At 63.1% G+C, this 20,692-nt stretch carries 13 protein-coding genes; 8 read left to right on the top strand and 5 right to left on the bottom strand.

Annotation, left to right across the window (positions count from 1 at the left end):
* Positions 1-300: 300 nt before the first annotated feature.
* Both cphA and CR152_RS16100 read right to left on the bottom strand, forming a co-directional pair.
* Positions 301-2,871: a cyanophycin synthetase gene (gene cphA / locus CR152_RS16095; RefSeq protein WP_099875989.1), complete on the bottom strand. Its 2,571-nt coding sequence runs from the start codon at positions 2,869-2,871 to the stop codon at positions 301-303.
* A 96-nt stretch (positions 2,872-2,967) separates the two neighbouring features.
* Positions 2,968-5,157, bottom strand: a complete 2,190-nt coding sequence (locus tag CR152_RS16100; RefSeq protein WP_099875991.1) for a cyanophycin synthetase — start codon at positions 5,155-5,157, stop codon at positions 2,968-2,970.
* Between the two features lie 290 nt (positions 5,158-5,447).
* On the opposite strand from CR152_RS16100, the gene CR152_RS16105 reads away from it, so the two are divergent.
* From CR152_RS16105 to CR152_RS16120, 4 genes are all read left to right on the top strand, one after another.
* Positions 5,448-7,703 (top strand): cyanophycin metabolism-associated ABC transporter, encoded by a 2,256-nt coding sequence (locus CR152_RS16105; protein WP_099875993.1) that lies wholly within the window; start codon positions 5,448-5,450, stop codon positions 7,701-7,703.
* Between the two features lie 3 nt (positions 7,704-7,706).
* Positions 7,707-8,186, top strand: a complete 480-nt coding sequence (locus tag CR152_RS16110; RefSeq protein ID WP_099875995.1) for a cyanophycin metabolism-associated DUF1854 family protein — start codon at positions 7,707-7,709, stop codon at positions 8,184-8,186.
* Positions 8,187-8,207: 21 nt separating this feature from the next.
* On the top strand, positions 8,208-8,510 hold the full coding sequence (locus CR152_RS16115; RefSeq protein ID WP_099875997.1) for a YciI-like protein: 303 nt from the start codon (positions 8,208-8,210) through the stop codon (positions 8,508-8,510).
* Between the two features lie 145 nt (positions 8,511-8,655).
* Entirely contained in the window at positions 8,656-10,848 is a 2,193-nt protein-coding gene (locus tag CR152_RS16120; protein WP_099875999.1) for a patatin-like phospholipase family protein, read from the top strand.
* Positions 10,849-10,933: 85 nt separating this feature from the next.
* Here the strand turns inward: CR152_RS16120 and CR152_RS16125 are convergent, their stop codons facing one another.
* The 3 genes from CR152_RS16125 to CR152_RS16135 form a co-directional block, all read right to left on the bottom strand.
* Positions 10,934-11,431, bottom strand: a complete 498-nt coding sequence (locus tag CR152_RS16125; RefSeq protein ID WP_157778537.1) for a hypothetical protein — start codon at positions 11,429-11,431, stop codon at positions 10,934-10,936.
* 262 nt (positions 11,432-11,693) lie between these two features.
* Positions 11,694-12,254, bottom strand: a complete 561-nt coding sequence (locus CR152_RS16130) for a 3'-5' exonuclease (RefSeq protein ID WP_099876003.1) — start codon at positions 12,252-12,254, stop codon at positions 11,694-11,696.
* A 47-nt stretch (positions 12,255-12,301) separates the two neighbouring features.
* Positions 12,302-14,131: a DUF885 domain-containing protein gene (locus tag CR152_RS16135; RefSeq protein WP_099876005.1), complete on the bottom strand. Its 1,830-nt coding sequence runs from the start codon at positions 14,129-14,131 to the stop codon at positions 12,302-12,304.
* A 142-nt stretch (positions 14,132-14,273) separates the two neighbouring features.
* Here CR152_RS16135 and CR152_RS16140 point away from each other — a divergent pair, with 142 nt between their 5' ends.
* The 4 genes from CR152_RS16140 to CR152_RS16155 all read left to right on the top strand — a co-directional run bounded on the left by CR152_RS16140 (position 14,274) and on the right by CR152_RS16155 (position 20,678).
* Positions 14,274-15,554, top strand: a complete 1,281-nt coding sequence (locus CR152_RS16140) for a glycosyltransferase (RefSeq protein WP_099876007.1) — start codon at positions 14,274-14,276, stop codon at positions 15,552-15,554.
* A gap of 87 nt (positions 15,555-15,641) precedes the next feature.
* Positions 15,642-18,257 (top strand): TonB-dependent receptor, encoded by a 2,616-nt coding sequence (locus CR152_RS16145; protein WP_099876009.1) that lies wholly within the window; start codon positions 15,642-15,644, stop codon positions 18,255-18,257.
* Positions 18,258-18,342: 85 nt separating this feature from the next.
* Entirely contained in the window at positions 18,343-19,710 is a 1,368-nt protein-coding gene (locus CR152_RS16150) for an MFS transporter (protein ID WP_099876012.1), read from the top strand.
* A gap of 5 nt (positions 19,711-19,715) precedes the next feature.
* Positions 19,716-20,678 carry a glycoside hydrolase family 43 protein gene (locus CR152_RS16155; protein ID WP_229413421.1) on the top strand — a complete coding sequence of 321 codons (963 nt, stop codon included), beginning with the start codon at positions 19,716-19,718 and terminating at the stop codon, positions 20,676-20,678.
* The last annotated feature ends 14 nt before the right edge of the window (positions 20,679-20,692 follow it).

The raw sequence follows: 20,692 nt of genomic DNA on the forward strand, positions 1-20,692 counted from the left end.
ACGTTAATATTTTTGCTCTGCGCAAATAATGCACAACCGGGGTCAGAGCTCTGACTAGCAATTAATTACAGCCTTGCAAGAATAATCTAGCTATACACCTTAGTCGGGGCGACGGTGATCGGGGCAATCACGGGCCATATACAGAGCGATGACGTTGCGCTGGGTGAGGATGTAGCCGAGCTGGGACAGTTGCCTGTTCAAAACAATTTCGAATCAGAGCTCTGACCCCGGTTGTAGGAGGCCAGAGCTTGATCTTGCGGATTTTCTGACCTCTGGCGGACAATTATTTCTAATGTTAGGTTAGCCTTGGGCGATGCGGCCGGCGATGTGGGCCAGCGCTTCGTCGACCTGGTCGATCAGGATCAGGCACAGGTCGCCTTCGCCGAGACGCGCCAGCGCCGTGTCGATCGCAACGAACTCGCCGTTGATTTCGTCCACGTGCGTGGTGCGCACGGCGCCCGCCAAGCCCTGGCGCAGCAGCGCGACGACTTCGCCGTCGGCCCGCCCGCGCTGGCACTGGTCCTGGTACAGCAGCACCTCGTCGAACGCGGCGCCCAGAATCTCGGTCTGCTGGCGGATGTCTTCGTCGCGCCGGTCGCCCGCGCCGCTGATCACCACCGAACGCCGCTTGGCCGGCATGCTTTCCACCGCACCCACCAGCGCCAGGATGGCGTCCGGATTGTGGCCGTAGTCGGCAATCACGGTCGCGCCGCGGTAGCTGAAGACGTTGAAGCGCCCCGGCGCGTTGTCGCTCTCGTTGGCGAACGATGTGAGCCCGGCGCGGATGTCGTCCCACGCCGTGCCGACCGCCCACGCGGCCGCCACCGAGGCCATGACGTTGTCGACCTGGAAGCCGATGCTGCCGCCGCGCGTGATCGGCACGTCGGCCAGCGCGATGCGGTGCTCTAGCTTGCCTTGCGCGGCGACCAGCATGCCGCCGTCCACGTAGACCACGCGCTGACCTTGGGCTCGGTGGGTCGACATGACCGGATGCCCGGCATCGGCCGTGAAGAAGGTGACGCTGCCGCGGCAGTTGTTGGCCATGCCGACCACCACCGGGTCGTTGGCGTTCAACACCGCCACGCCGCTGTCGGCGACGTTCTGCACGATCACGCGCTTGAGTACCGCCAGGTCTTCGACCGTGGTGATGTAGTTCAGGCCCAGGTGGTCGCCCGCGCCGATGTTGGTCACCACGGCCACCTGGCAGCGGTCGAACGCGAGTCCTTCGCGCAGCATGCCGCCACGCGCGGTCTCGAACACGGCGGCGTCGACGTCGGGGTGGAGCAGCACGTTGCGCGCGCTGCGCGGGCCGCTGCAGTCGCCGCTGTCGATGCGCCGGCCTTCGATGTAGACGCCATCGGTGTTGGTCATGCCGGTGCGCAGGCCGCCGGCGGTGAGCAGGTGGGCGATCAGGCGCACCGTGGTGGTCTTGCCGTTGGTGCCGGTGACGGCCACCACGGGAATGCGGCCGTCGTCGCCGTCGGCGAACAGGGAGGAGATGATCGCTTCGCCCACCGCACGGCCTTTGCCGAACGATGGCGAGAGGTGCATGCGCAAACCCGGGGCGGCGTTGACTTCGACGATGCCGCCGTTCTGCTCTTCGATCGGTTTGAGCACGCTGTCGCACACCAGGTCGACGCCGCAGATGTCCAGCCCCACCATGTGGGCGGCGGCAATCGCGCGCGCGGCCACTTCGGGATGGACGTCGTCGGTGACGTCGCTGGCGGCGCCGCCGGTCGAGAGGTTGGCGTTATTGCGCAGGATGACGCGCTGGCCCTTGGGCGCGACCGATTCGGCCACCAGCCCTTGCTTGGCCAGGCTGGCCAGCGCGATGTCGTCGAAGCGGATCTTGGTCAGCGAGGTGGAATGCCCATTGCCGCGGCGCGGGTCGAGGTTGACCTGGTCGACCAGCTCGCGCACGGTGTGCTTGCCGTCGCCAACGACGATGGGCGGGTCGCGCCGCGCGGCGGCGATCAGTTTGTTGCCGATGACGAGCAGGCGGAAGTCGTGGCCGGGCAGGTAGCGCTCGACCAGGATATCGTCGCGGAATTCAGCGGCGGCGTGGTAGCCAGCCACCAGCTGCTCGCGCGTGGTGACGTTGACCGTCACGCCCTTGCCCTGGTTGCCGTCCTTGGGTTTGATCACGACCGGCAGTCCGATTTCCAGCGCGGCGGCCCAGGCGTCGTCCGGGTCGGCGGCGACGCGGCCGAGCGGCACCGGCACGCCGGCCGCGTGCAGCAGTTTCTTGGTCAGTTCCTTGTCTTGCGCGATCGATTCGGCAATCGCGCCGGTGCTGTCGATTTCGGCGGCCTGGATCTTGCGCTGGCGGCTGCCCCAGCCGAACATGACCAGGCTGCCGTCGGTCAGGCGCCGGAACGGGATGTTGCGCGCCACGGCGGCTTGCACGATGGCGCCGGTGCTCGGGCCCAGGCGCACGTCTTCATCGAGGTCGCGCAGTTGCGCGAGGGCGGCGCCGAGGTCGAACGGGGTATCGCCGGCAGCGGCGGCGCACAGTTGCGCGGCCAGGTCCATGGCCAGGCGCCCGACCGCTTCTTCGGAGTACTCGACCACGACCTGGTAGATGCCCTTTTCGGGCGTGGCGGTGGTGCGGCTGAAGGTGACCGGACAGCCGGCTTGCGCCTGCAGCGACAGCGCCGCCAGTTCCAGCACCTGGGCCATGGCGATGGGGTCGTAGTGGCCGAGCGTTTGCAGCGAGCTCATTTGCGGGAACAGCGCGCGCAGGCGATCTTCGAAGCCGGGCAGGGCGTCGATATCCTGTTCGGCACTGGTGCAGGCAACGATCGCTTCGATCGAGGTGTGGTGGCTCCAGAGGTTGGGACCACGCAGGGCCCGTACGCGAGATACTTCCATAAACCGTTCATCCTAAGTGTTGCGCTGGTGCGTCGCTGCGCCCTCGGGCGTTGACACTGCCGGCAGCCCGGCCGTTTCCGGCCGGGCGCTGTTTTGTTAAAGTTTGGCTTTTTTGGCTGTGTTATTCGCAGCCGTGTCGAAGGTGCGCAGGCCGGCGCCGATCAGGGCCGCCGGAACGTCCAGCGCCCATGCCGCCGCCACCGCCGCCAGCACCGTTTCGGGATACCTGGCGGTGCCCGGCTTGAGCGTGGACATCTGGAACAGCACCGTTTCCTGCGCGCCGTCGCCGAGCACCACCTCCTGGCCGCGCATGAAGACCGCGCGTTCGCCGGCGGCGCGGTGCGCCACGATCACGGGCAGTTCGGGGTCGAGCGCGTAGAAGATCACGCGGCCGTCGCACAGTTCGGCCAGCGCCGCGACACGTTCATCGGCGCCGTTGAGCACCGCCGCGCCGTCGGGCAGGATCACGTCGACCTGGGTGCGCATCACGTTGGTCATGCTGTCGGCATCCATGATGTGGAAGTCGGTCAGCGCTTCGTGGCCATCCATGTCGGTCACCACGCCCACCGTGCATTTGTCGTAGGCCAGGCCTTCGGACAAGATCGTGCGTGCGTTGCTTTCAAAAACAGCCGCTTCGACGGTGCGGTTGATCAGCAGGCGCTGGCCGGCCTCGAACGTCATGGCGTTGTCGCCCGTGACCTGGCGCTGGTCGAGGAACAGGCCCTGGCCGCTGGCCACGCCGGTGTGCTTGCCGGTCAGGTGCACCAGGCAGCCGATCAGGCGCGCAATCAGGCTGGTGCCCCTGGTGCCGGTCACGCCGACCACCGGAATGCGCCCGCTTTCGCCAGCGGCGAACAGGTGCTCGATGATGGCCGTGCCGACCGGGCGCGCTTCGCCCTGGCCGGGTTTGAGGTGGGCCAGCAGGCCGGGACTGGCGTTCACTTCGATGATGGCGCCGCGCTGGGTGTCGAGCGGGCGGGTGATGTCTTCGGCCACCAGGTCGATGCCGGCGATGTCCAGGCCGACGATGCGCGCGGCCAGTGCGGCGGCGTGGGCGATCGATGGGTGGACCTGGTCGGTGACGTCGATGGCGACGTTGCCGTTCGGCTGGATCAGCACTTTCTGGCCCGCCAGCGGGACCGAGTGCGCGCTCAATCCCTGGCGTTCGAGTTCGAGGATGATTTCGGCGGAGACGTCCGGTGCGACGAGGTTGAGCGGCGAATCTTCGCCGACGCCGCGGCGCGGGTCGGTGTTGATCTGGCTGTTGACCAGGGCGATGACGTCGCCCACGCCGTCGCCGGTGACCCACAGCGATTCGCCCTTGGCGGCAGCGACCATGCGCGTGCCGACCACCAGCAGGCGGTGTTCGTCGCCAGGGATGAAGCGTTCGACGATGACGCTGGCGCTCTCGCCCTTGCGCGCGGCCAGGTGGTAGGCTTTCTCAACGTCGGCCTGGGTCATCAGGTTGAGCGAGACGCCGCGCCCGTGGTTGCCGTCGTAGGGCTTGACGACCACCGGCAGGCCGATGTCCTGCGCTTCTTCCCAGGCTTGCTCGGCGCTGCGTACCAGGCTGCCCTCGGGCACGGGCACGCCGCACGATTTGAGCAAGGTCTTGGTCAGGTCCTTGTCGCTGGCGATGCTTTCGGCAATCGCGCTGGTGCGGTCGGTTTCGGCGGTCCAGATGCGGCGCTGGGCGGCGCCGTGGCCGAGCTGCACCAGGTTGCCGTCGGTGAGGCGGATGAACGGGATCTTGCGCTCGGTGGCCGCTTCGACTATGTGGGCGGTGCTCGGGCCGAGGCACTGGCGGTCGACGATGTCCTTGAGCGTGGCGACGGCGGCGTCGAGGTCGAACGCGGTGTCGTCGATGGCGGCCATCAGCAGGGCGCGCCCGGTGTCGAGCGCGGCCAGGCCAACTTCTTCCTGGCGCGTGCGGAAGGCCATCTTGTAGACCCCCAGCTGGCCGGTGGAGCGCGTCTTGCCGAAGCCGGTGCGCATGCCGGCCAGGTTTTGCAGTTCGAGAACGACATGTTCCAGGATGTGGCCGGACCAGGTGCCTTCGCGCAGGCGCTCCAAGAAGCCGCCGCGCTCGCCCACGCCGCAGCGGTGTTCGATCAGGCCGGGCAGCCAGGCGGTCAGGCGTTCGTACAGTCCGGGCAGCAGGTTCGAGGGAAAATCTTCGAGTGCGCCGATATCCAGCCACGCCTCGATGACCGGGCGATAGGTCCAGATGTTGGGTCCGCGCAGGTGGCTCACCCGCAGAACGCTGATTTCTTTCTTCTTTGTCATGTCGTTATTTCTTGATAACAGGCCTGGCGTCGTTCACGCCCCAAGACCTCGTAAGGCTTTTCAAAGCGCATCATGTTGTATACTTGCTAGAGACGAAGCTTACCGTGCTGAACCGATTTCTGCCAGTCTGGATTCCCGAACGCGTCGCGCGGGCATGCCCTGCGGCACGCTGGTACTGCATCTCCGGGAGCCCCTGCCGACGGCGCCCACGTTGAACAATTTCCGCCCGTAAATTCGTGGCCCAGAGCCGGAACCGCACTACGATGACTATAGATCCATCTGTTTCTCCTATGACGACGCCCACCGGGCCGCTTTCCCTGCCTGAACACTGGCAGGTTGACGTCGCTAAAAAACTTGCACCAGGGGAAAACGTTTTAAGTGGGGTCGAGGTTGACCTCGACGCCAAATTGCGCTTCAAAAAAGGCTTGGTGCTGGTCACCAGCCGCCGCCTGCTGGCGCGCGCGCCGGGCGAAACCGAGTGGCGCGAGTGGGGATTCCGCCCTGGATTGTCGCTCACGCACCACGATCATGCCGGTGTCGGCCATCTTCAATTGTTCGACGAGCAAGGTTTGCTGAGCTCATGGCGCTTCACCCTGGGGCAGAACCTGCACGCAATCCGCGTGCTCGACCATTTCAGCGAGCAGCGCGACAGTTTTGTCAGCGGCTTGCCGGTGCAGCTGGCCGAACAGAATGTGTGCCCGAGCTGCAAGGCGCCGCTTGAACCGGGGCAGGACGAGTGTCCGATCTGCACCAAGGTGCTGTACACGCCGCCGTCGACCTGGACCCTGTTCCGCCTGTGGCGCTTCGCCAAGCCGTACAGCGGGCAGCTGGGGCTGGGCTTTTTCCTGATGCTCGCCAGCACCGCGGCGCATATGATACCGCCGTATCTGACCATGCCGCTGATGGATAACGTGCTGATCCCGTTCCAGAACGGGCAGCCGGTGGACCAGAACCTGGTGTGGCTGTACATGGCCGGCCTGTTCGGCTCGGCCGTGCTGGCGTGGCTGCTGGGCTGGGGCAAGACCTATGTGCTGGCGCTGGTGTCGGAACGGATGGGCGCCGACCTGCGCTCGGCCACCTATGAACATTTGATGAAGCTGTCGCTCGAGTATTTCGGCGGCAAGCGCACCGGCGACCTGATGTCGCGCATCGGCAGCGGCAGCGACCGCATCTGCGTGTTTTTATCCCTGCACCTGCTCGACTTCGCATCCGATGTGCTGATGATTATCATGACCGGCGTGATCCTGTGCTCGATCAATCCGATGCTGGCCGTGATTACGCTGGTGCCGCTGCCGTTCATCGCGTGGATGATCCATATCGTGCGCGACCGCCTGCGCACCGGCTTCGAGAAAATCGACCGGGTCTGGGGCGAAGTGACCAATGTGCTGGCCGATACCATTCCCGGCGTGCGCGTGGTGAAAGCCTTTGCCCAGGAACAGCGCGAAGCGACCCGGTTCCGCGATGCGAATAAGCATAACCTGGCCGTCAACGATAAACTCAACCGGGTCTGGTCGCTGTTTTCGCCGACCGTCTCGTTCCTGACCGAACTCGGTTTGCTGGTGGTGTGGGTATTCGGCATCTGGCTGGTATCGAACAAAAATATCACGGTCGGCGTGCTGACCTTGTTCATTACCTACAGCAGCCGGTTTTACGGCCGTCTCGATTCGATGAGCCGCATCGTGTCGGTCACGCAGAAATCGGCGTCGGCCGCCAAGCGTATTTTCGATATCCTGGACCATGTATCGAGCGTTCCGGAACCGGCCAATCCCGTCAAGCTCGACAAGATCGAAGGGCGCATCGATTTGCGCGAAGTGGGTTTCCGTTACGGCAACCGCGCGGTCAACCGCGGTATTTCGCTCAATATCAAGGCGGGCGAATTCGTCGGCCTGGTGGGGCATAGCGGATCGGGCAAGAGTACCCTGGTCAATCTGATCTGCCGCTTCTACGATGTGTCGGAAGGGGCGATTCTGCTCGATGGCGTCGATATCCGTTCGTTCGCGGTGTCCGATTACCGGCAAAATATCGGGCTGGTGCTGCAGGAGCCGTTCCTGTTCTTCGGCACCATCGCCGAAAATATCGCGTACGGCAAGCCGCATGCGACGCGCGAGGAGATCATCGCCTCGGCGCGCGCGGCGCACGCGCACGAATTCATCCTGCGCCTGCCGCAGGGCTACGATTCGATGGTCGGCGAGCGCGGGCAGGGCTTGTCGGGCGGCGAGCGCCAGCGCATTTCGATCGCGCGCGCGCTGCTGATCGATCCGCGCATCCTGATCATGGATGAAGCGACGTCTTCGGTCGATTCGGAAACCGAAAAGGAAATCCAGAAAGCGCTCGATAACCTGGTGCAGGGCCGCACCACGATCGCCATCGCGCACCGCCTGTCGACCTTGCACCGGGCCGACCGCCTGGTGGTGCTGGACCGCGGCGTGGTGATGGAAGAGGGTAGCCACGACGAACTGATGGCGCGCGAAGGCGCCTATTTCCGGCTGTACGAAGCGCAGGCGCGCAACGTCGATACGGATATGGACGACAAGGACGGGGATTAAGACATGGCAAGCGCAGCAAGCTCGGTATTTACATTAAGCCGCGACAGTTTCGGCAAGCTGACACTGACGGCGGAAGACGGCGAAGTCCATTATGGCGTCTCGCCGGTGCGGGCGTTCCCGATCCAGGCGCCGGACCAGGGTATTTCGATGGTGCTGACCAACGGCAAGGAAGTCGGCTGGATCGACAATTTGGGGGCACTGCCAGCGGCAATCCGTGAATTGGTGCAAGATGAGCTCGATGGGCGCGAATTCATGCCGGTGATTCACCATATTGTCAGTGTCAGCAGTTTTGCCACGCCATGCACATGGGAAGTGAAGACCGACCGGGGCGATACCGCGTTTACGCTCAAGGGCGAAGAGGATATTCGCCGGATCGGCGATGCGTCGCTGCTGGTGGCCGATAACCACGGCATCCAGTTTCTGATCCGCGATATGTTCACCATCGACAAGCACAGCCGGAAGATTCTCGACCGGTTTTTATGATGGCGTTTTGACGGAGATTGCATGCATTATTTGTTATGTTACGACCTGGCCCCGGATTATCTCGAACGTCGCGGCCAGTACCGCAATGAGCACCTGAAACTGGCATGGGAAGCGCAGGAACGCGGTGAACTGATCATGGGCGGGGCGTTTTCCGATCCGGCCGATATGTCGGTACTGATGTTCCAGAGCGATTCGCCGGCGGTGGTGGAGGCGTTTGCCAAAGCCGATCCGTATCTGCTTCATGGCGTGGTGACCGGATATAAAGTCAGACAGTGGAACACGGTGGTCGGCAAGGATGCCTTTACACCGCTGCGGCCAGAGTAGTCCCCGTCGTTCCCGCGCCAAGGCGGCACTCGGCGGGAACCCAAGTTATTTAAGCCGCCTATAGCTGCAGCACGAACTTGGGTTCCCGCCTTCGCGGGAACGACGGGGTGCTTGTCGTTCGCCGTTCAACTCAACCTGTCAAGCCATGCGCGCCTTCTCCGCCTCCGTCCTCCTCTTCCTCGCCGTCTTCCACTCCTCCGTCCTCGCCGCCGATCCTCCCCAGCGCCCCAAAATCGGCCTGGTGCTCTCCGGCGGCGGCGCGCGCGGCGTGGCCCACATCGGCGTGCTCAAAGTCCTCGAAGACATGCGCATCCCGGTCGATTACGTGGTCGGCACCAGCATGGGGTCGATCGTCGCCGGCGCCTACGCGATGGGCAACCGTCCGGACGATCTGGAAAAACGCATCGCCGGCGTCGAATGGAACAAGGTCCTTACCGACAGTCCGCCGCGCCTGGAACGCTCGACCTACGCCAAGGCGACCGAGCGCAAGAACATCGTCAGCGGCGAGATCGGCTTTTCCGACGCCGAAATGCGCCTGCCGCGCGGCCTCAATTACGGCCAGCAGATCGAATTTTTCTTTCATACCCTGGCCGCCAACACCGGCGACGTCGCGCATTTCGATGAACTTGATATTCCTTTCCGCGCCGTGGCCACCGACATCGAAAACGGCAAGATGGTGGTGCTCGAACGCGGCGGCATCGCGCGCGCGATGCGGGCCAGCATGTCGGTGCCGGGCGTGTTTGCTCCGGTCGAGATTGACGACCGCGCGCTGCTCGACGGCGGTCTGGTGCGCAACCTGCCGGTCGATGTGGTGCGCGGCATGGGCGCCGATATCGTCATCGCCGTCAATTTGGGCACGCCTTTGCTCAAGCGCGACCAGATCGTCTCGGCCTTCGGCGTGGGCCAGCAAATGCTCAACATCCTCACCGAGCAGAATGTCGAGGCGTCGCTGCGCGAACTGACGACGCGGGATGTATTGATCCTGCCGCAGCTGGGCGACTTCAGCGCGGCCGATTTTGAAAATTCCGCCAAGACCATCGACATGGGCGCCGCCGCCGCGCGCGTGGCGGCGGAGCGCCTGGCGCCGCTCGCCCTGTCGGAAGCCGACTTCCAGGCGCACCTGGCCGCGCGCGCGGCGCGCCATCCGGCCGTGGTGAAGGTCAATTCGGTGCGCATCGATACCAGACAGCTGAAACATGTCAGCGAACGGTTCATCAACCGCAAATTTTCGATCAAGCCGGGCCAGCAATTCAGTACGGCGGAACTGCACGCCAACATGAACAGCCTGTATTCGACGGGCGACTTTGAAAACGTCACGCACCGTTTCGAGCATGGTCCGGACGGGCGCACCCTGGTGATCGAGCCGGTCGAAAAACAATGGGGCCCGAATTATCTGCAGGCCGGCGTGAGATTATCGACCGACCTGGCCGGCGAAAGCGACTTTACGATCCTGCTGGCGCATCGTGGCAAATGGCTGACGCGCTCAGGGCTGGAATGGCGCAATACCGTCTCGCTGGGCCAGTTCAATTCCTTCACCTCGCAGCTATATCAGCCGCTCGGAGGAGAAAGCCGCTGGTACATTGCGCCGACAGTGCGTTTTTCGCAGAACAAGGATAACCTGATCATCAACGACAAGGCGGTGGCGACCTACAGCGCCAAGCACGCATCCGTCGGGATCGATCTGGTCAATCACGTCGATGACGACAGCACCTTCAAAGTGGGCCTGGAACGCGGCACCGAGCGCTCCGATCCCAGCATCGGCGTATCGCAATTGACCAGCGAGAGAAACCAGATCGGCGTCATCAAACTCGAATACGTGCAAGACCGGCTCGACGATTGGGTGTTTCCATCGTCGGGAAATTTCACCTTTGTGAATGCCCGTATCGCCCCGACCTCGGTGCGCAGCACGCTCGCCTACAAGCGCCTCGACATGGGCCACGAAAGGGCGTGGAACAGTGGCGCGCACCGTTTCAGCGTGGCGGGACGCGCGGGCAAACTGTGGGGCGACGATTTGCCGTTGATGGAATTGTTTTCGCTGGGCGGATTCCTGAACCTATCAGGTTACCAGGCGCGCCAGTTCCTCGGTGGCGATTATCTGTTCGGGCGCGGCGTATATACGCTCAAGACGACCTTGCTGGGCACCCGCAACGTGTATCTGGGCGCCTCGGTCGAAATAGGCAAGATGACGCGGCGCTTGAATGGCGACCCGATGGAACGGGTCCAGTTTGCCAATTCCTTGTTCGGTGCGGTGAATACGGCCCTGGGGCCGTTCACCGTGGCGGTGGGGATCGGGGAACGAGGCAATCAGACGTTTTATCTGTTCTTCGGCAAGCCATGAACACGATGCGTGTCGAGTCGGACGAGGTTTCACTCCTCGGTGCTCGACACGCGACTGGGCACCTCTTTCAACTCGCCGGCGTGTGCTACAACGGTTCCAGGGCGAAGTACGCTTCAATCCCCGACGACTGCTCGGTCGGTGCCTTGCGGGGAATCACGCAATTGAAGTAGGTACGATACCCGGCACCACCACCGTTCACCCCCACCGAATCAAGGTTCTGTGCTCCCCCACGGCCGGAGCTCTCAATGCGGGGAGCAGCGTAGGCGCGCGCAGCTGAGCTACGGCTGATCAGGGTACAGAAGACGTTGGAAGCCGCACTGTAGTCAATGACTCGTACACCTGCCTTTTCCAGTCCGCGGGTGCCATCCGTGATCACGGGACAATTCACCCTCAGCTCACTCGTGGTGGACGCATTCTGGACCATGCCGTCGACATACACCGGAGTGCCGTTAACCGGGACACAGTGCGCGCCGCTATAGAAATTGGCGGCGGAAGCCGAAGCAGGCAACATCACGGCGCAACAGGTAATTCCGAGCTGAACAGCGAGAGGCCGCAGCAGTTTGGTGGGACGCAGGTTCTTCATAATCAGCTCCTTCCGGTTCGGGTTTCCGATCAATTGATGTAAATAGTTTATTTTTCATCAGGAAGCTGCCTTGGACATCGAACAAGGTTCGACTTGATCGCACCGTAGCCCGCCATGGAACCGAGGCCAGGCAACGATGCAATCATCGTTGCGGATACCCCTGGGTCGAGCGCTTCCATTCAGCAAACCGTTCTGTTTTTTGGAATGATTACTATGAAAGACTCTCTTTCCTGCGAGAGAGCCGCCGCCTGCTACCGGCTGGTCAGCGGTTCAGACGCGCTTCCCCGAAAGCGTACGGCAGCAGGCGCGCAATATTGCGGGCGTCGTCAATGCCGCGATGGTGCGCGCCGGCGAATGTCATGCCGGCCATCCGGATGGCTTCGCCCAGCCCCGGTTTTTTGGACAGCTTCTGGCGTTCCGCCATCAGGCGCTTGACGTTCATGTGCGACGCATTGATCGGATAGGGCACGTTGTGGAATGCGCAGTCCTGGCGCAGCTGTTTCAAGTCGTAGTCGCCCCAGGAACAGAACAGGAAGTCGCTGTATTGATACAGCCAGGTTTTGAAATGATCGATCGCTTCCTCGAACAGCGGCGCACTGTCGACGTCTTTTTGCTCAATCGAGGTGAGCGTGGTGCAGAACGGCGCGAGCACCGGGTGCCGCACCGGGCGGATGAAGCTCTGGAACTCGTCGACCACGGCGAGGCTGGCGCCGTCGACCATCACGGCGCCAATTTCAATGATTTCCATATGGTCGCGCGCCACCGTGCCCTTGTCGCAGCAGGTGGCTTCAAAATCGATAACGAGGTAACGCTCAGCTTGCATTCAGAATATCCTTTTTTTAGTGAAAACATCGTAGGCCTTTTCGGCACCTATTTCGCCGACGCGATCCAGCGATCCACCCGCGCTTCGAGCAGAGGCAGCGGCAGGGTGCCGTCGCCGATCACCACTTCGTGAAACTTGGGCAGGCTGAATTTGTCGCCCATCGCCTTGCGCGCGCGTTCGCGCAATTCCAGGATTTTTAGCGCGCCGATCTTGTAGCTCAGCGCCTGCGCCGGCCACACCATATAGCGCTCGATCTGGTTCTTGGCGCGCGCCTCGCTGTAACCGAGCGTTTCGCGCGCGTAGGCAATCGCCTGTTCGCGGTTCCAGCCTTTGACGTGCATGCCGGTATCGACCACCAGCCTGACAGCACGCAGCAATTCATCGTTCAGATGACCGAAGTAGGCTTCCGGATCGTCGTACAGGCCGAATTCGTGGCCCAGCGTTTCCGCATATAGTGCCCAGCCTTCGGTAAATGCCCCGATATTCGGATTTTCGGTATTAAATTTACGGAAATCCGGTACGTCGAGTTCCTTCAGCAGCCCCGCATGGAAATGGTGGCCGGGCTGGCCTTCATGCAGATACAGGGTGACCATGCCGGTGCGGCTGTATTGTTTGGGGTCGGTCACGACCGCCCAGAACACGCCCGGATGCGAGCCGTCGGCCGCCGCCGGCGTGTAATGGTCGGATGCCGTCGCACGGCTCAATTCCGGTTCGAGCTGCAGTTCGAGCGGCGCTTTCGGCAGCAGCGAAAACAGCGGTGCGAGTTTGCCCCTGACCTTGGCGTCGATCTGGCGATAGGCGTCGAGCACTTCCGCTTCGGTCTTGAATGGTTTGAATTTGTCCTGTGCTGCCACCCATTGCGGCAGCGCCGCCGGTGGCCCGCTGTAACCGAGCTTGGGACCGAGTACCGCCCATTGCTGCTGGATGCGCGCCACTTCCTTCAGTCCCAACTGGTGAATCTCTTCCGGATTCATCGACACTGTCGTGCGGTCCTTGATCTGCGCCTGGTACCACGCGGCGCCATCCGCCAGCGCGCTCCAGCCATCGGTATTGCGGCTGGCGGGCAGGTATTCCTTTTCCACGTAAGTCGCCAGCCGGTCCAGGGCAGGGGAGAGCTTGTTTGCAATCGTGCCGCGGTAGGCCGCGCTCAGACGGTCTTTATCCGCTTGCGAAAACGCCGCCGGCAGATTCTTGACCGGGGTGTAGAAGATATTCGCTTCCGGGGTGGCGCTGCGCAGTTGCTGGAACTGGGGCAGCATCGCCACCGTAATCGCTTTCGGCTGCACGATGCCGCGCTTGACGCCTTCGCGCATGTTGGCGATGGCCTGGTCGATCCAGGCCGGGAGCTGGTTCAGGCGGCTCAGGTAATCCTGATACTGGGCCACGGTATTCAAGGGCTGGGAACCGGTGCCGCTGGCGTAATTGGCCAGCGTGCCGGGAACATGGTCGAAGTGGTTCAGCGGGAGCAGATGCTCGGGGAATTTCTCCAGGCTGAGGCCACTTTCCAGCTCGAATGCGAGCAGGTCGTAGTTCAATTGTTCCTTGTCGCTCAGGCGCGCGCGCGGAATGGCTTTTAACTGCGTCTGCATGCGGCGGTACAGGTCAAACTGGCGGGTGCGGTTTTTTTGCGAGATGCTCAGTCCCAGCTGGCCGTTATAGCGGCTGTCGCCATTGGCGGTAATGAGCAGCGGATCGAAGCGGGCGCGCGCCTGGTAAAAAGCGTCGGCCAGCTTGTGCAGCTGCTTCGTCGCGCGCGCAGGCGCGGTAGCCGCGGCCGTCGTGGCCGATGGGGCGGCGGTCGCCGGGGCGAGCGGGGACATCAGCACGGCAAGCAATGCCGTGGTGCCGAGCAGCGGGCGGGAAAGACGCAAACGCATGAGGGTTCCTTGGACTTTGAATGTGGAGAACTGAAATAGCATAGCGCAAATGGCGGCGGCCAGGCAGCGCCGGTACCCTGTATGATGAGCGGCGCTTCGCGCCCGTCGGCGCCAGCGCGGTTCATCTCATTATGGAAGCGCCATGTCAGATTATTCGACCGTTTTGCCGCACATTATCGTGGTTACCACCGGCACGGCCGGCGACCTGTTTCCGTTCCTGAGGCTTGCACTCGGCCTGCGCGAGCGCGGCCATGCCGTCACGTTCCTCGCGCCCGCCATGCACGAAGCGCTGGTGCATCAGGCCGGCCTGGCGTTTCATGCCATGCCGGCCGATCCGGCTGTCCTGAACGATCCCGACCTGTGGCATGCCCGGCGCGGCTTCGGCGTGGTCTGGCGCGCCATGCAGCCCGGCATGGACGCGATGCGCGCATTCATGGCAGCACTGCCGCCGGAAGAGCCGTGCACGATGCTGGTCCATCCGTTGGTGGTGGCCCATGCCGATCTGTGCCGGGCGGAGCGGCCCGGCATCCGCATCGTGGCCGGCTTCCTGGCGCCGTCCAATCTGCGCACGGTCCACGATCTGCCGATGCTGGGACCGTTCCCGGTGCCGCGCTGGATGCCGCTGACCCTGCGGCGCTGGATGTGGCGCGGCGTCGAGGCTTCTGCGGTGAATCCGGTGGCCCTGCCCGACCTGAACGCGGCGCGCCGGTTGCAAGGGCGCGCGCCGGCGTCCAGCTATATGGACACGATGTATGGCGCGCCGGACTTGTCGGTGACCTTGTTTCCCGAGTGGTTCGGCGCGCGCCAGCCGGACTGGCCTTCGACGCTGGTGTGCGGCGACTTTCCGCTGTACGACCCGCACCCGGGCGCGTCGATGGCGCCGGCTCTGGTGGAGTTCATGCGCGCCGGCAGTGCTCCGCTCATCGTGACCCATGGCACCGGCAACCTGCAGGCCGCCGCGTTTTTCGCCAGCGCGCTTGAAGCGGCCCAAAAGCTGGGACGGCGCATCGTGTTCCTCACGCCGCACCGGGCGCAGGTGCCGGCGGCGCTGCCGGCATCGGCGTTCTGGCAGGATTACTGCCCGCTGGCGGCCTTGTTGCCGGGCGCGGCGGCGCTGGTGCACCACGGCGGCATCGGCACCACGGCCGAAGCGATGCGTGCCGGCACGCCCCAGCTGATCGTGCCGATGGCGTACGACCAGTTCGACAACGCGGCGCGCGTCACGGCCCTCCACGCCGGCCTGACGCTCAAGGCCGGCAAAGCCAGCGCCCGCGCGCTCGCCAATGCCCTGCAACAATTGCTGCAATCGCCAGAGGTGCACATCGGTTGCTCAGCAGTAAAAGCGCGCCTGGCGGCCGGGAGCGACCTTGATGGCGTGCTAGAATCCATATCAAAAACGGTATCGAAAACCGGAAAAATATGATTGGATTGATTCTTTGGCTTTCCTTACTATCCGGTTCAAGGGCTAAAAATACCCAAGAATCATATAACTAGAATGCCAAGGAGACGTATGACATCGCACGCACAAGGCCCCGTCGCGGCCATTTCCCGCACCCCCTTGACCTTGAAGTTGACCGTGGCGGCTCTGGCCGGCGCCGGCATCCTGAGCAGCGCCTCGGTATGGGCGCAGGATGCGGTTCCGGCCGACAGCACCAGCGTGGTCACCGTCTCGGGCGTGCGCAAGGCCGCTCAGAGCGCCCAGACCATCAAGCGCAATGCCGATGAAGTGCTCGATTCCATCGTCGCCGAGGAAGCCGGCAAGTTCCCGGACAAAAACGTCGCCGAAATGCTCGGCCGCATCACCGGCGTGCAGATCCGCCGTGAAAACGGCGAAGCGCGCGAAGTCGTCATCCGCGGCTTGCCCGGCCTGGTCACCCTGCTCAACGGCCGGGAAATGTTCACCGCCGGTAAGGAAGGACGCAGCCTGTACCTGGCCGACATTCCGGCCGCCATGCTGCAGCGCGTGGATGTGTACAAGACCCAGGGCGCCGAGATGGTCGAGGGCGGCACCGCCGGCGTGATCGATGTGCGTACCGCGCGTCCGTTCGACGCCAAGGGCTTCACGTCGAGCATCATGGCGCGCGTGGAAAACCGCGACAAGTCGAAAACCAACGATCCCAACCTGTCCGGGATGATCTCGAACCGCTGGAAAACCGGCTACGGCGAAATCGGCGCGCTGCTCGGCCTGTCCTACCAGGATGGCAATTACCATGATGAAGTCACCTGGAACTCGCCGCCGAAGGACCGTGCCGCCGATCTCGGCGCCGGCATCTCCGCGCCGGACGAGCTGGGGCATGTGCTGTACCAGGGCCAGCGCAAGCGCGTGGCCGGCAACTTTGCCGTGCAATGGCGTCCGAACGCGGATCTGGAATTGTTTGCCGAAGGCATCTCCACCGAAATTCATCACGACGCCGAACGCCAGTTTTACGTCGGCGCGCTCGGGCTGAACAAGAATTCGAGCTACACGCTCATTCCCGGCACCAATCAAGTGCAAACGGTGACCTCGCCCAACTCCAACCCGTTCGCGCTGGGCTCGACCCAGGCACCGCACGATTACTCGCTGGGCAGCCAGGGCGCCATCGGCGCGCGCTGGAACGTGTCGCCGGGCTGGCGCGTGACCACCGAGCTGGCGCGCACCTTGAGCAAAGTGCGCCAGGAATATCCGATCGTCGACCTGGTGGCGGCCCCGCCCACGATCACGGGCAATACCTACGTGAACGGGGGAGCGCAATTCTCCTACCCCGGTTACGACATGACCAACCCCAACAATTATCGGGTCGCCACGTTCTTCGATAACCACAGCCATTCCGAAGGCCGCTCGACCGACTGGCGCGCCGACGCCACCTGGAGCCCGGAAAACGATGGCTTCATCAAGGAAGTTTCCACCGGCGTGCGCGTTGCCAAACGCAACGCGGCGTATGTGCATGAGCTGAACGGTTTCCAACCGGCGCCGGGCAACATCCCTCTGAGCTCGGTGCCCGGCCTGGCTTGCAATTCGATGCCGATGGCGGGCGACTACGGCATGGCGTCGTGGGTGACGCCGTGTGCTTCCTACATGCACGACAACATCGGTTCGCTGCGCAAGCTGTTTAACGGCACCGGCGCCAGGACCGAGGAAGACAGGCTGTCGCAGTTCAATAACCAGGAAACCACCTACGCCATCTATACCAAGGCCAAGTACGGTTTCCGCGCCGGCGATATTCCCGTGGACGGCACCATCGGCGTGCGCGTGGTGCAGACCAAGGGCGTGCTGAGCGGTTATTCGCAGGCCAACGGCGTGATTCTGCCGGTCTCGAGCACGCCATCGTCGACCGACGTGCTGCCCAACGCCACGCTCAAGGCGATGATCCTGCCGGACGTGCAGGCACGCCTGACCGCAGGCAAGTCCATGCAGCGCGCCAACTTCGACCAGTTCAATCCGGGCGTGTCCTATAACGTGCCGAGCACCACCGTGCAAGCGGTGGGTACGGGCGGCAATCCCGACCTGAAACCGATCGAAGGCAATAACTTCGATGCCGCCGCAGAATGGTATTTTGCGCCGACCGGCTCGCTCACGGCCACCCTGTTCCGCCACGACTTCAAGAACTACATCCTGACCAGTTCGACCAAGGAAACCTATAACGGCATCGTGTACGACGTGAACCGTCCGCGCAATATGTCCAAGGGCACGCTGCAGGGCGCGGAATTGTCCTACCAGCAGTTCTACGACAAGCTGCCGGGCTGGCTGGGCGGCTTCGGCCTGCAGGCGAATATCACCTACATGAAGGGCGACCTGACCGATACCGGCGGCGTGCTCAAACCGTTCGTGGGCATGTCCAGGCTGTCGTACAACATCGTCGGGCTGTACGAGCGCGATGGCTGGTCCGGCCGCCTGGCCTACAACTGGCGCGACAAGTATGTCGACACCTTCAACTACCGGGGCCTGGGCTTCGATCTGATCGTCGATCCGATCAAGACCATGGATGCCTCGCTGTCCTACAAGATCAGCGAAGCGATGAGCTTGACCGTGGACGTGGAGAACCTGCTTGACCGCAAGTACCACGATTACCATGGTGTCGCCAGCAACCCGCGCGACATCCGCCGCTACGACCGCGTGGTGGGCCTGTCGCTGCGCTACAAGATGTAAGCCGCGCCCCGAGCGATCATCCCGGAAGCGTTGCGTGGAAATGGCACGCAGCGCTTTCTGTCCTTGCATGGCTGAGAAAGTTTGAATGAATACGCTAGCTAAGAATTCCCAGAAATTATCGACCCTCGAAAAAGTCGGCTTCGGCACCGGCGATATGGCGCTCAACGTCGTGATCTCGTCGATGATGCTGCTCATCACCTTCTTCTACACCGATATCTACGGCCTGCGCACCGAGCACCTGGCGCTGCTGTTCGTGGTGGTGAAAGTCATCGGCGCGGTGGCCGACCTGGCCATGGGGCAGGTCACCGACCGCTTCACCTCGCGCCTGGGCCGTTATCGCCCGTGGCTGCTGTGGCTGTGCGTTCCCTACGGCGTCAGCGTGTTTTTCGTGTTCACCACGCCAGCCTGGGGTTATGACGCCAAGCTGGTGTGGGCGTACGGCACCTACATCCTGATGACCCTGATGACGGCCGGGGTCGGCATTCCCTACATTTCCCTGATCAGCGGGCTGACCAGCGACCCGCAGGAGCGCCTCTCGGCCAACGGCTACCGCCTGTTCTTCGCCAAGATCGGCGCTTTCATGGTGACCATTATCGTGCCGCTGCTGGCCGAAGAATGGGGCAAGGGCAGTGCGGCGGCCGGTTACCAGGCGGCGATGGCGGTCATGGCGGTGATGGGCGTGGCCCTGTTCCTGTTCTGCGTGTTCAGCACCACCGAAAGGGTGATTCACGTGGTCGAGCGGCAATCGCTGCTCGAGCAGTTCACACTGCTGATGCGCAACGACCAGTGGCTGATCCTGTGCGGCGTGTGCGTGACCGGCACCATCGGCTATGTGGTGCGCGGCTCGGTCGCCATTTACTACGCGACCTATTACCTGGGCCTGGGGCCGAAAATGGTATCGGCCTTTCTGTCGGCGGGCGTGGCGGCGGCGATCCTGTCGATGGTCGCCTCGACCTGGATCACCAAGTCGTACTGCAAGGTCAAGCTGTTCCGCTACACCCAGCTCGGCGTGGCCCTGATCAGCGTGCTGATGTACGTGGCCATCAAGCCGGGCGACGCCGTGCTCGCCTTTATCCTGTATTTCGCGCTCTCCTTCGTGGTCGACCTGCATGCACCGGTGTTCTGGTCGGCCATTGCCGAAACCATCGATTACGGCCAGGTCAAGACCGGCAAGCGCGTCTCCGGCTTTGCCTTCGGCGGCATTTCGGTATGCCAGAAAGCCGGCATGGCGGTGGCTGGCGGCATGGTCGGCCTGTTGCTGACTTATTTCCAGTACGTCCCCAACCAGGCGCAGACGCCGCTGGCGCTGAGCGGCATCGCGCTGATGCTGACCGTGATCCCGGGTTTCTTCCACTTCCTGATGGGCGCGCTGATGTTCAAATACCGCATCACCGACAGCTACTACGGCGACGTCAAGAGCGACATGCGCAAGCTCGGCTTCGCCGCCACCTGAATTTCATGAACAACGCCACGACCATGCACACCCTGACACCCCTGATCGAACAACGGGCCGACCCGTTCATCTACAAGCACAGCGACGGCTATTATTATTTCACCGCCTCGGTGCCGGAATACGACCGCATCGAAGTGCGCCGCGCGCCCACCATTGCGGAACTGCCAAGCGCGCCTGCGGTCGATGTCTGGCGCAAGCCGGATTCCGGCCCCTACAGCGAACTGCTGTGGGCGCCGGAGATCCACTTCAACCAGGGCGCTTGGTACGTCTACTTCGCCGCCGCGCCCAGCCGCGAGATCAAACACAAACTGTTCCAGCACCGCATGTATGCCGTACGCAACACCAGCCCCAATCCGCTCGAGGGCGAATGGGAATTCATGGGCCAGATCGACACCGGCATCGATACCTTTTGCCTCGACGCCACCACCTTCACCCATGACGGCGTGCTGTACTACCTGTGGGCGCAAAAGGACGAGGCGATCGAAGGCAACTCCAACCTCTACATCGCGCCGATGGCCACGCCGTGGCAATTGAAAGGGCCGCCGGTCATGCTGAGCAAGCCCGAATTCGGCTGGGAAATCCGCGGCTTCTGGGTCAACGAAGGGCCGTCCGTGCTCAAGCGCAACGGCAAGATCTTCATCAGCTACTCGGCCAGCGCCACCGACGAGAATTATGCGATGGGCTTGCTGTGGGCCGACGAGAACGCCGACCTGCTCGACCCGGCCGCATGGACCAAGCTGGCCGAGCCGGTGCTGCAGACCTGCTACGAATACGGCATCTACGGCCCGGGTCACAACAGTTTTACCTATGGCGAGGATGGCGACACGGTGATGCTGGTGTACCATGCTCGTACCTATACCGAGATCGTCGGCGACCCACTGTGGAACCCCGACCGCCACACATTCGTCAAGCCATTGCGCTGGGACGAGCAGGGCATGCCCGTGTTCGGGCGCCCGTCGCTCGCCTGAGGAACCTTAACGAG

This window comes from Massilia violaceinigra, from assembly GCF_002752675.1.
GTDB lineage: Bacteria > Pseudomonadota > Gammaproteobacteria > Burkholderiales > Burkholderiaceae_D > Telluria_A > Telluria_A violaceinigra.

Coding starts and splice junctions, on each gene's coding strand:
- CR152_RS16155 (WP_229413421.1), top strand. CDS start 19,716: ATGAACAACGCCACGACCATGCACACCCTGACACCCCTGATCGAACAA.
- CR152_RS16110 (WP_099875995.1), top strand. CDS start 7,707: ATGGCAAGCGCAGCAAGCTCGGTATTTACATTAAGCCGCGACAGTTTC.
- CR152_RS16150 (WP_099876012.1), top strand. CDS start 18,343: ATGAATACGCTAGCTAAGAATTCCCAGAAATTATCGACCCTCGAAAAA.
- CR152_RS16130 (WP_099876003.1), bottom strand. CDS start 12,254: ATGCAAGCTGAGCGTTACCTCGTTATCGATTTTGAAGCCACCTGCTGC.
- CR152_RS16115 (WP_099875997.1), top strand. CDS start 8,208: ATGCATTATTTGTTATGTTACGACCTGGCCCCGGATTATCTCGAACGT.
- CR152_RS16135 (WP_099876005.1), bottom strand. CDS start 14,131: ATGCGTTTGCGTCTTTCCCGCCCGCTGCTCGGCACCACGGCATTGCTT.
- CR152_RS16100 (WP_099875991.1), bottom strand. CDS start 5,157: ATGACAAAGAAGAAAGAAATCAGCGTTCTGCGGGTGAGCCACCTGCGC.
- CR152_RS16105 (WP_099875993.1), top strand. CDS start 5,448: ATGACGACGCCCACCGGGCCGCTTTCCCTGCCTGAACACTGGCAGGTT.
- cphA (WP_099875989.1), bottom strand. CDS start 2,871: ATGGAAGTATCTCGCGTACGGGCCCTGCGTGGTCCCAACCTCTGGAGC.
- CR152_RS16125 (WP_157778537.1), bottom strand. CDS start 11,431: ATGAAGAACCTGCGTCCCACCAAACTGCTGCGGCCTCTCGCTGTTCAG.
- CR152_RS16145 (WP_099876009.1), top strand. CDS start 15,642: ATGACATCGCACGCACAAGGCCCCGTCGCGGCCATTTCCCGCACCCCC.
- CR152_RS16140 (WP_099876007.1), top strand. CDS start 14,274: ATGTCAGATTATTCGACCGTTTTGCCGCACATTATCGTGGTTACCACC.
- CR152_RS16120 (WP_099875999.1), top strand. CDS start 8,656: ATGCGCGCCTTCTCCGCCTCCGTCCTCCTCTTCCTCGCCGTCTTCCAC.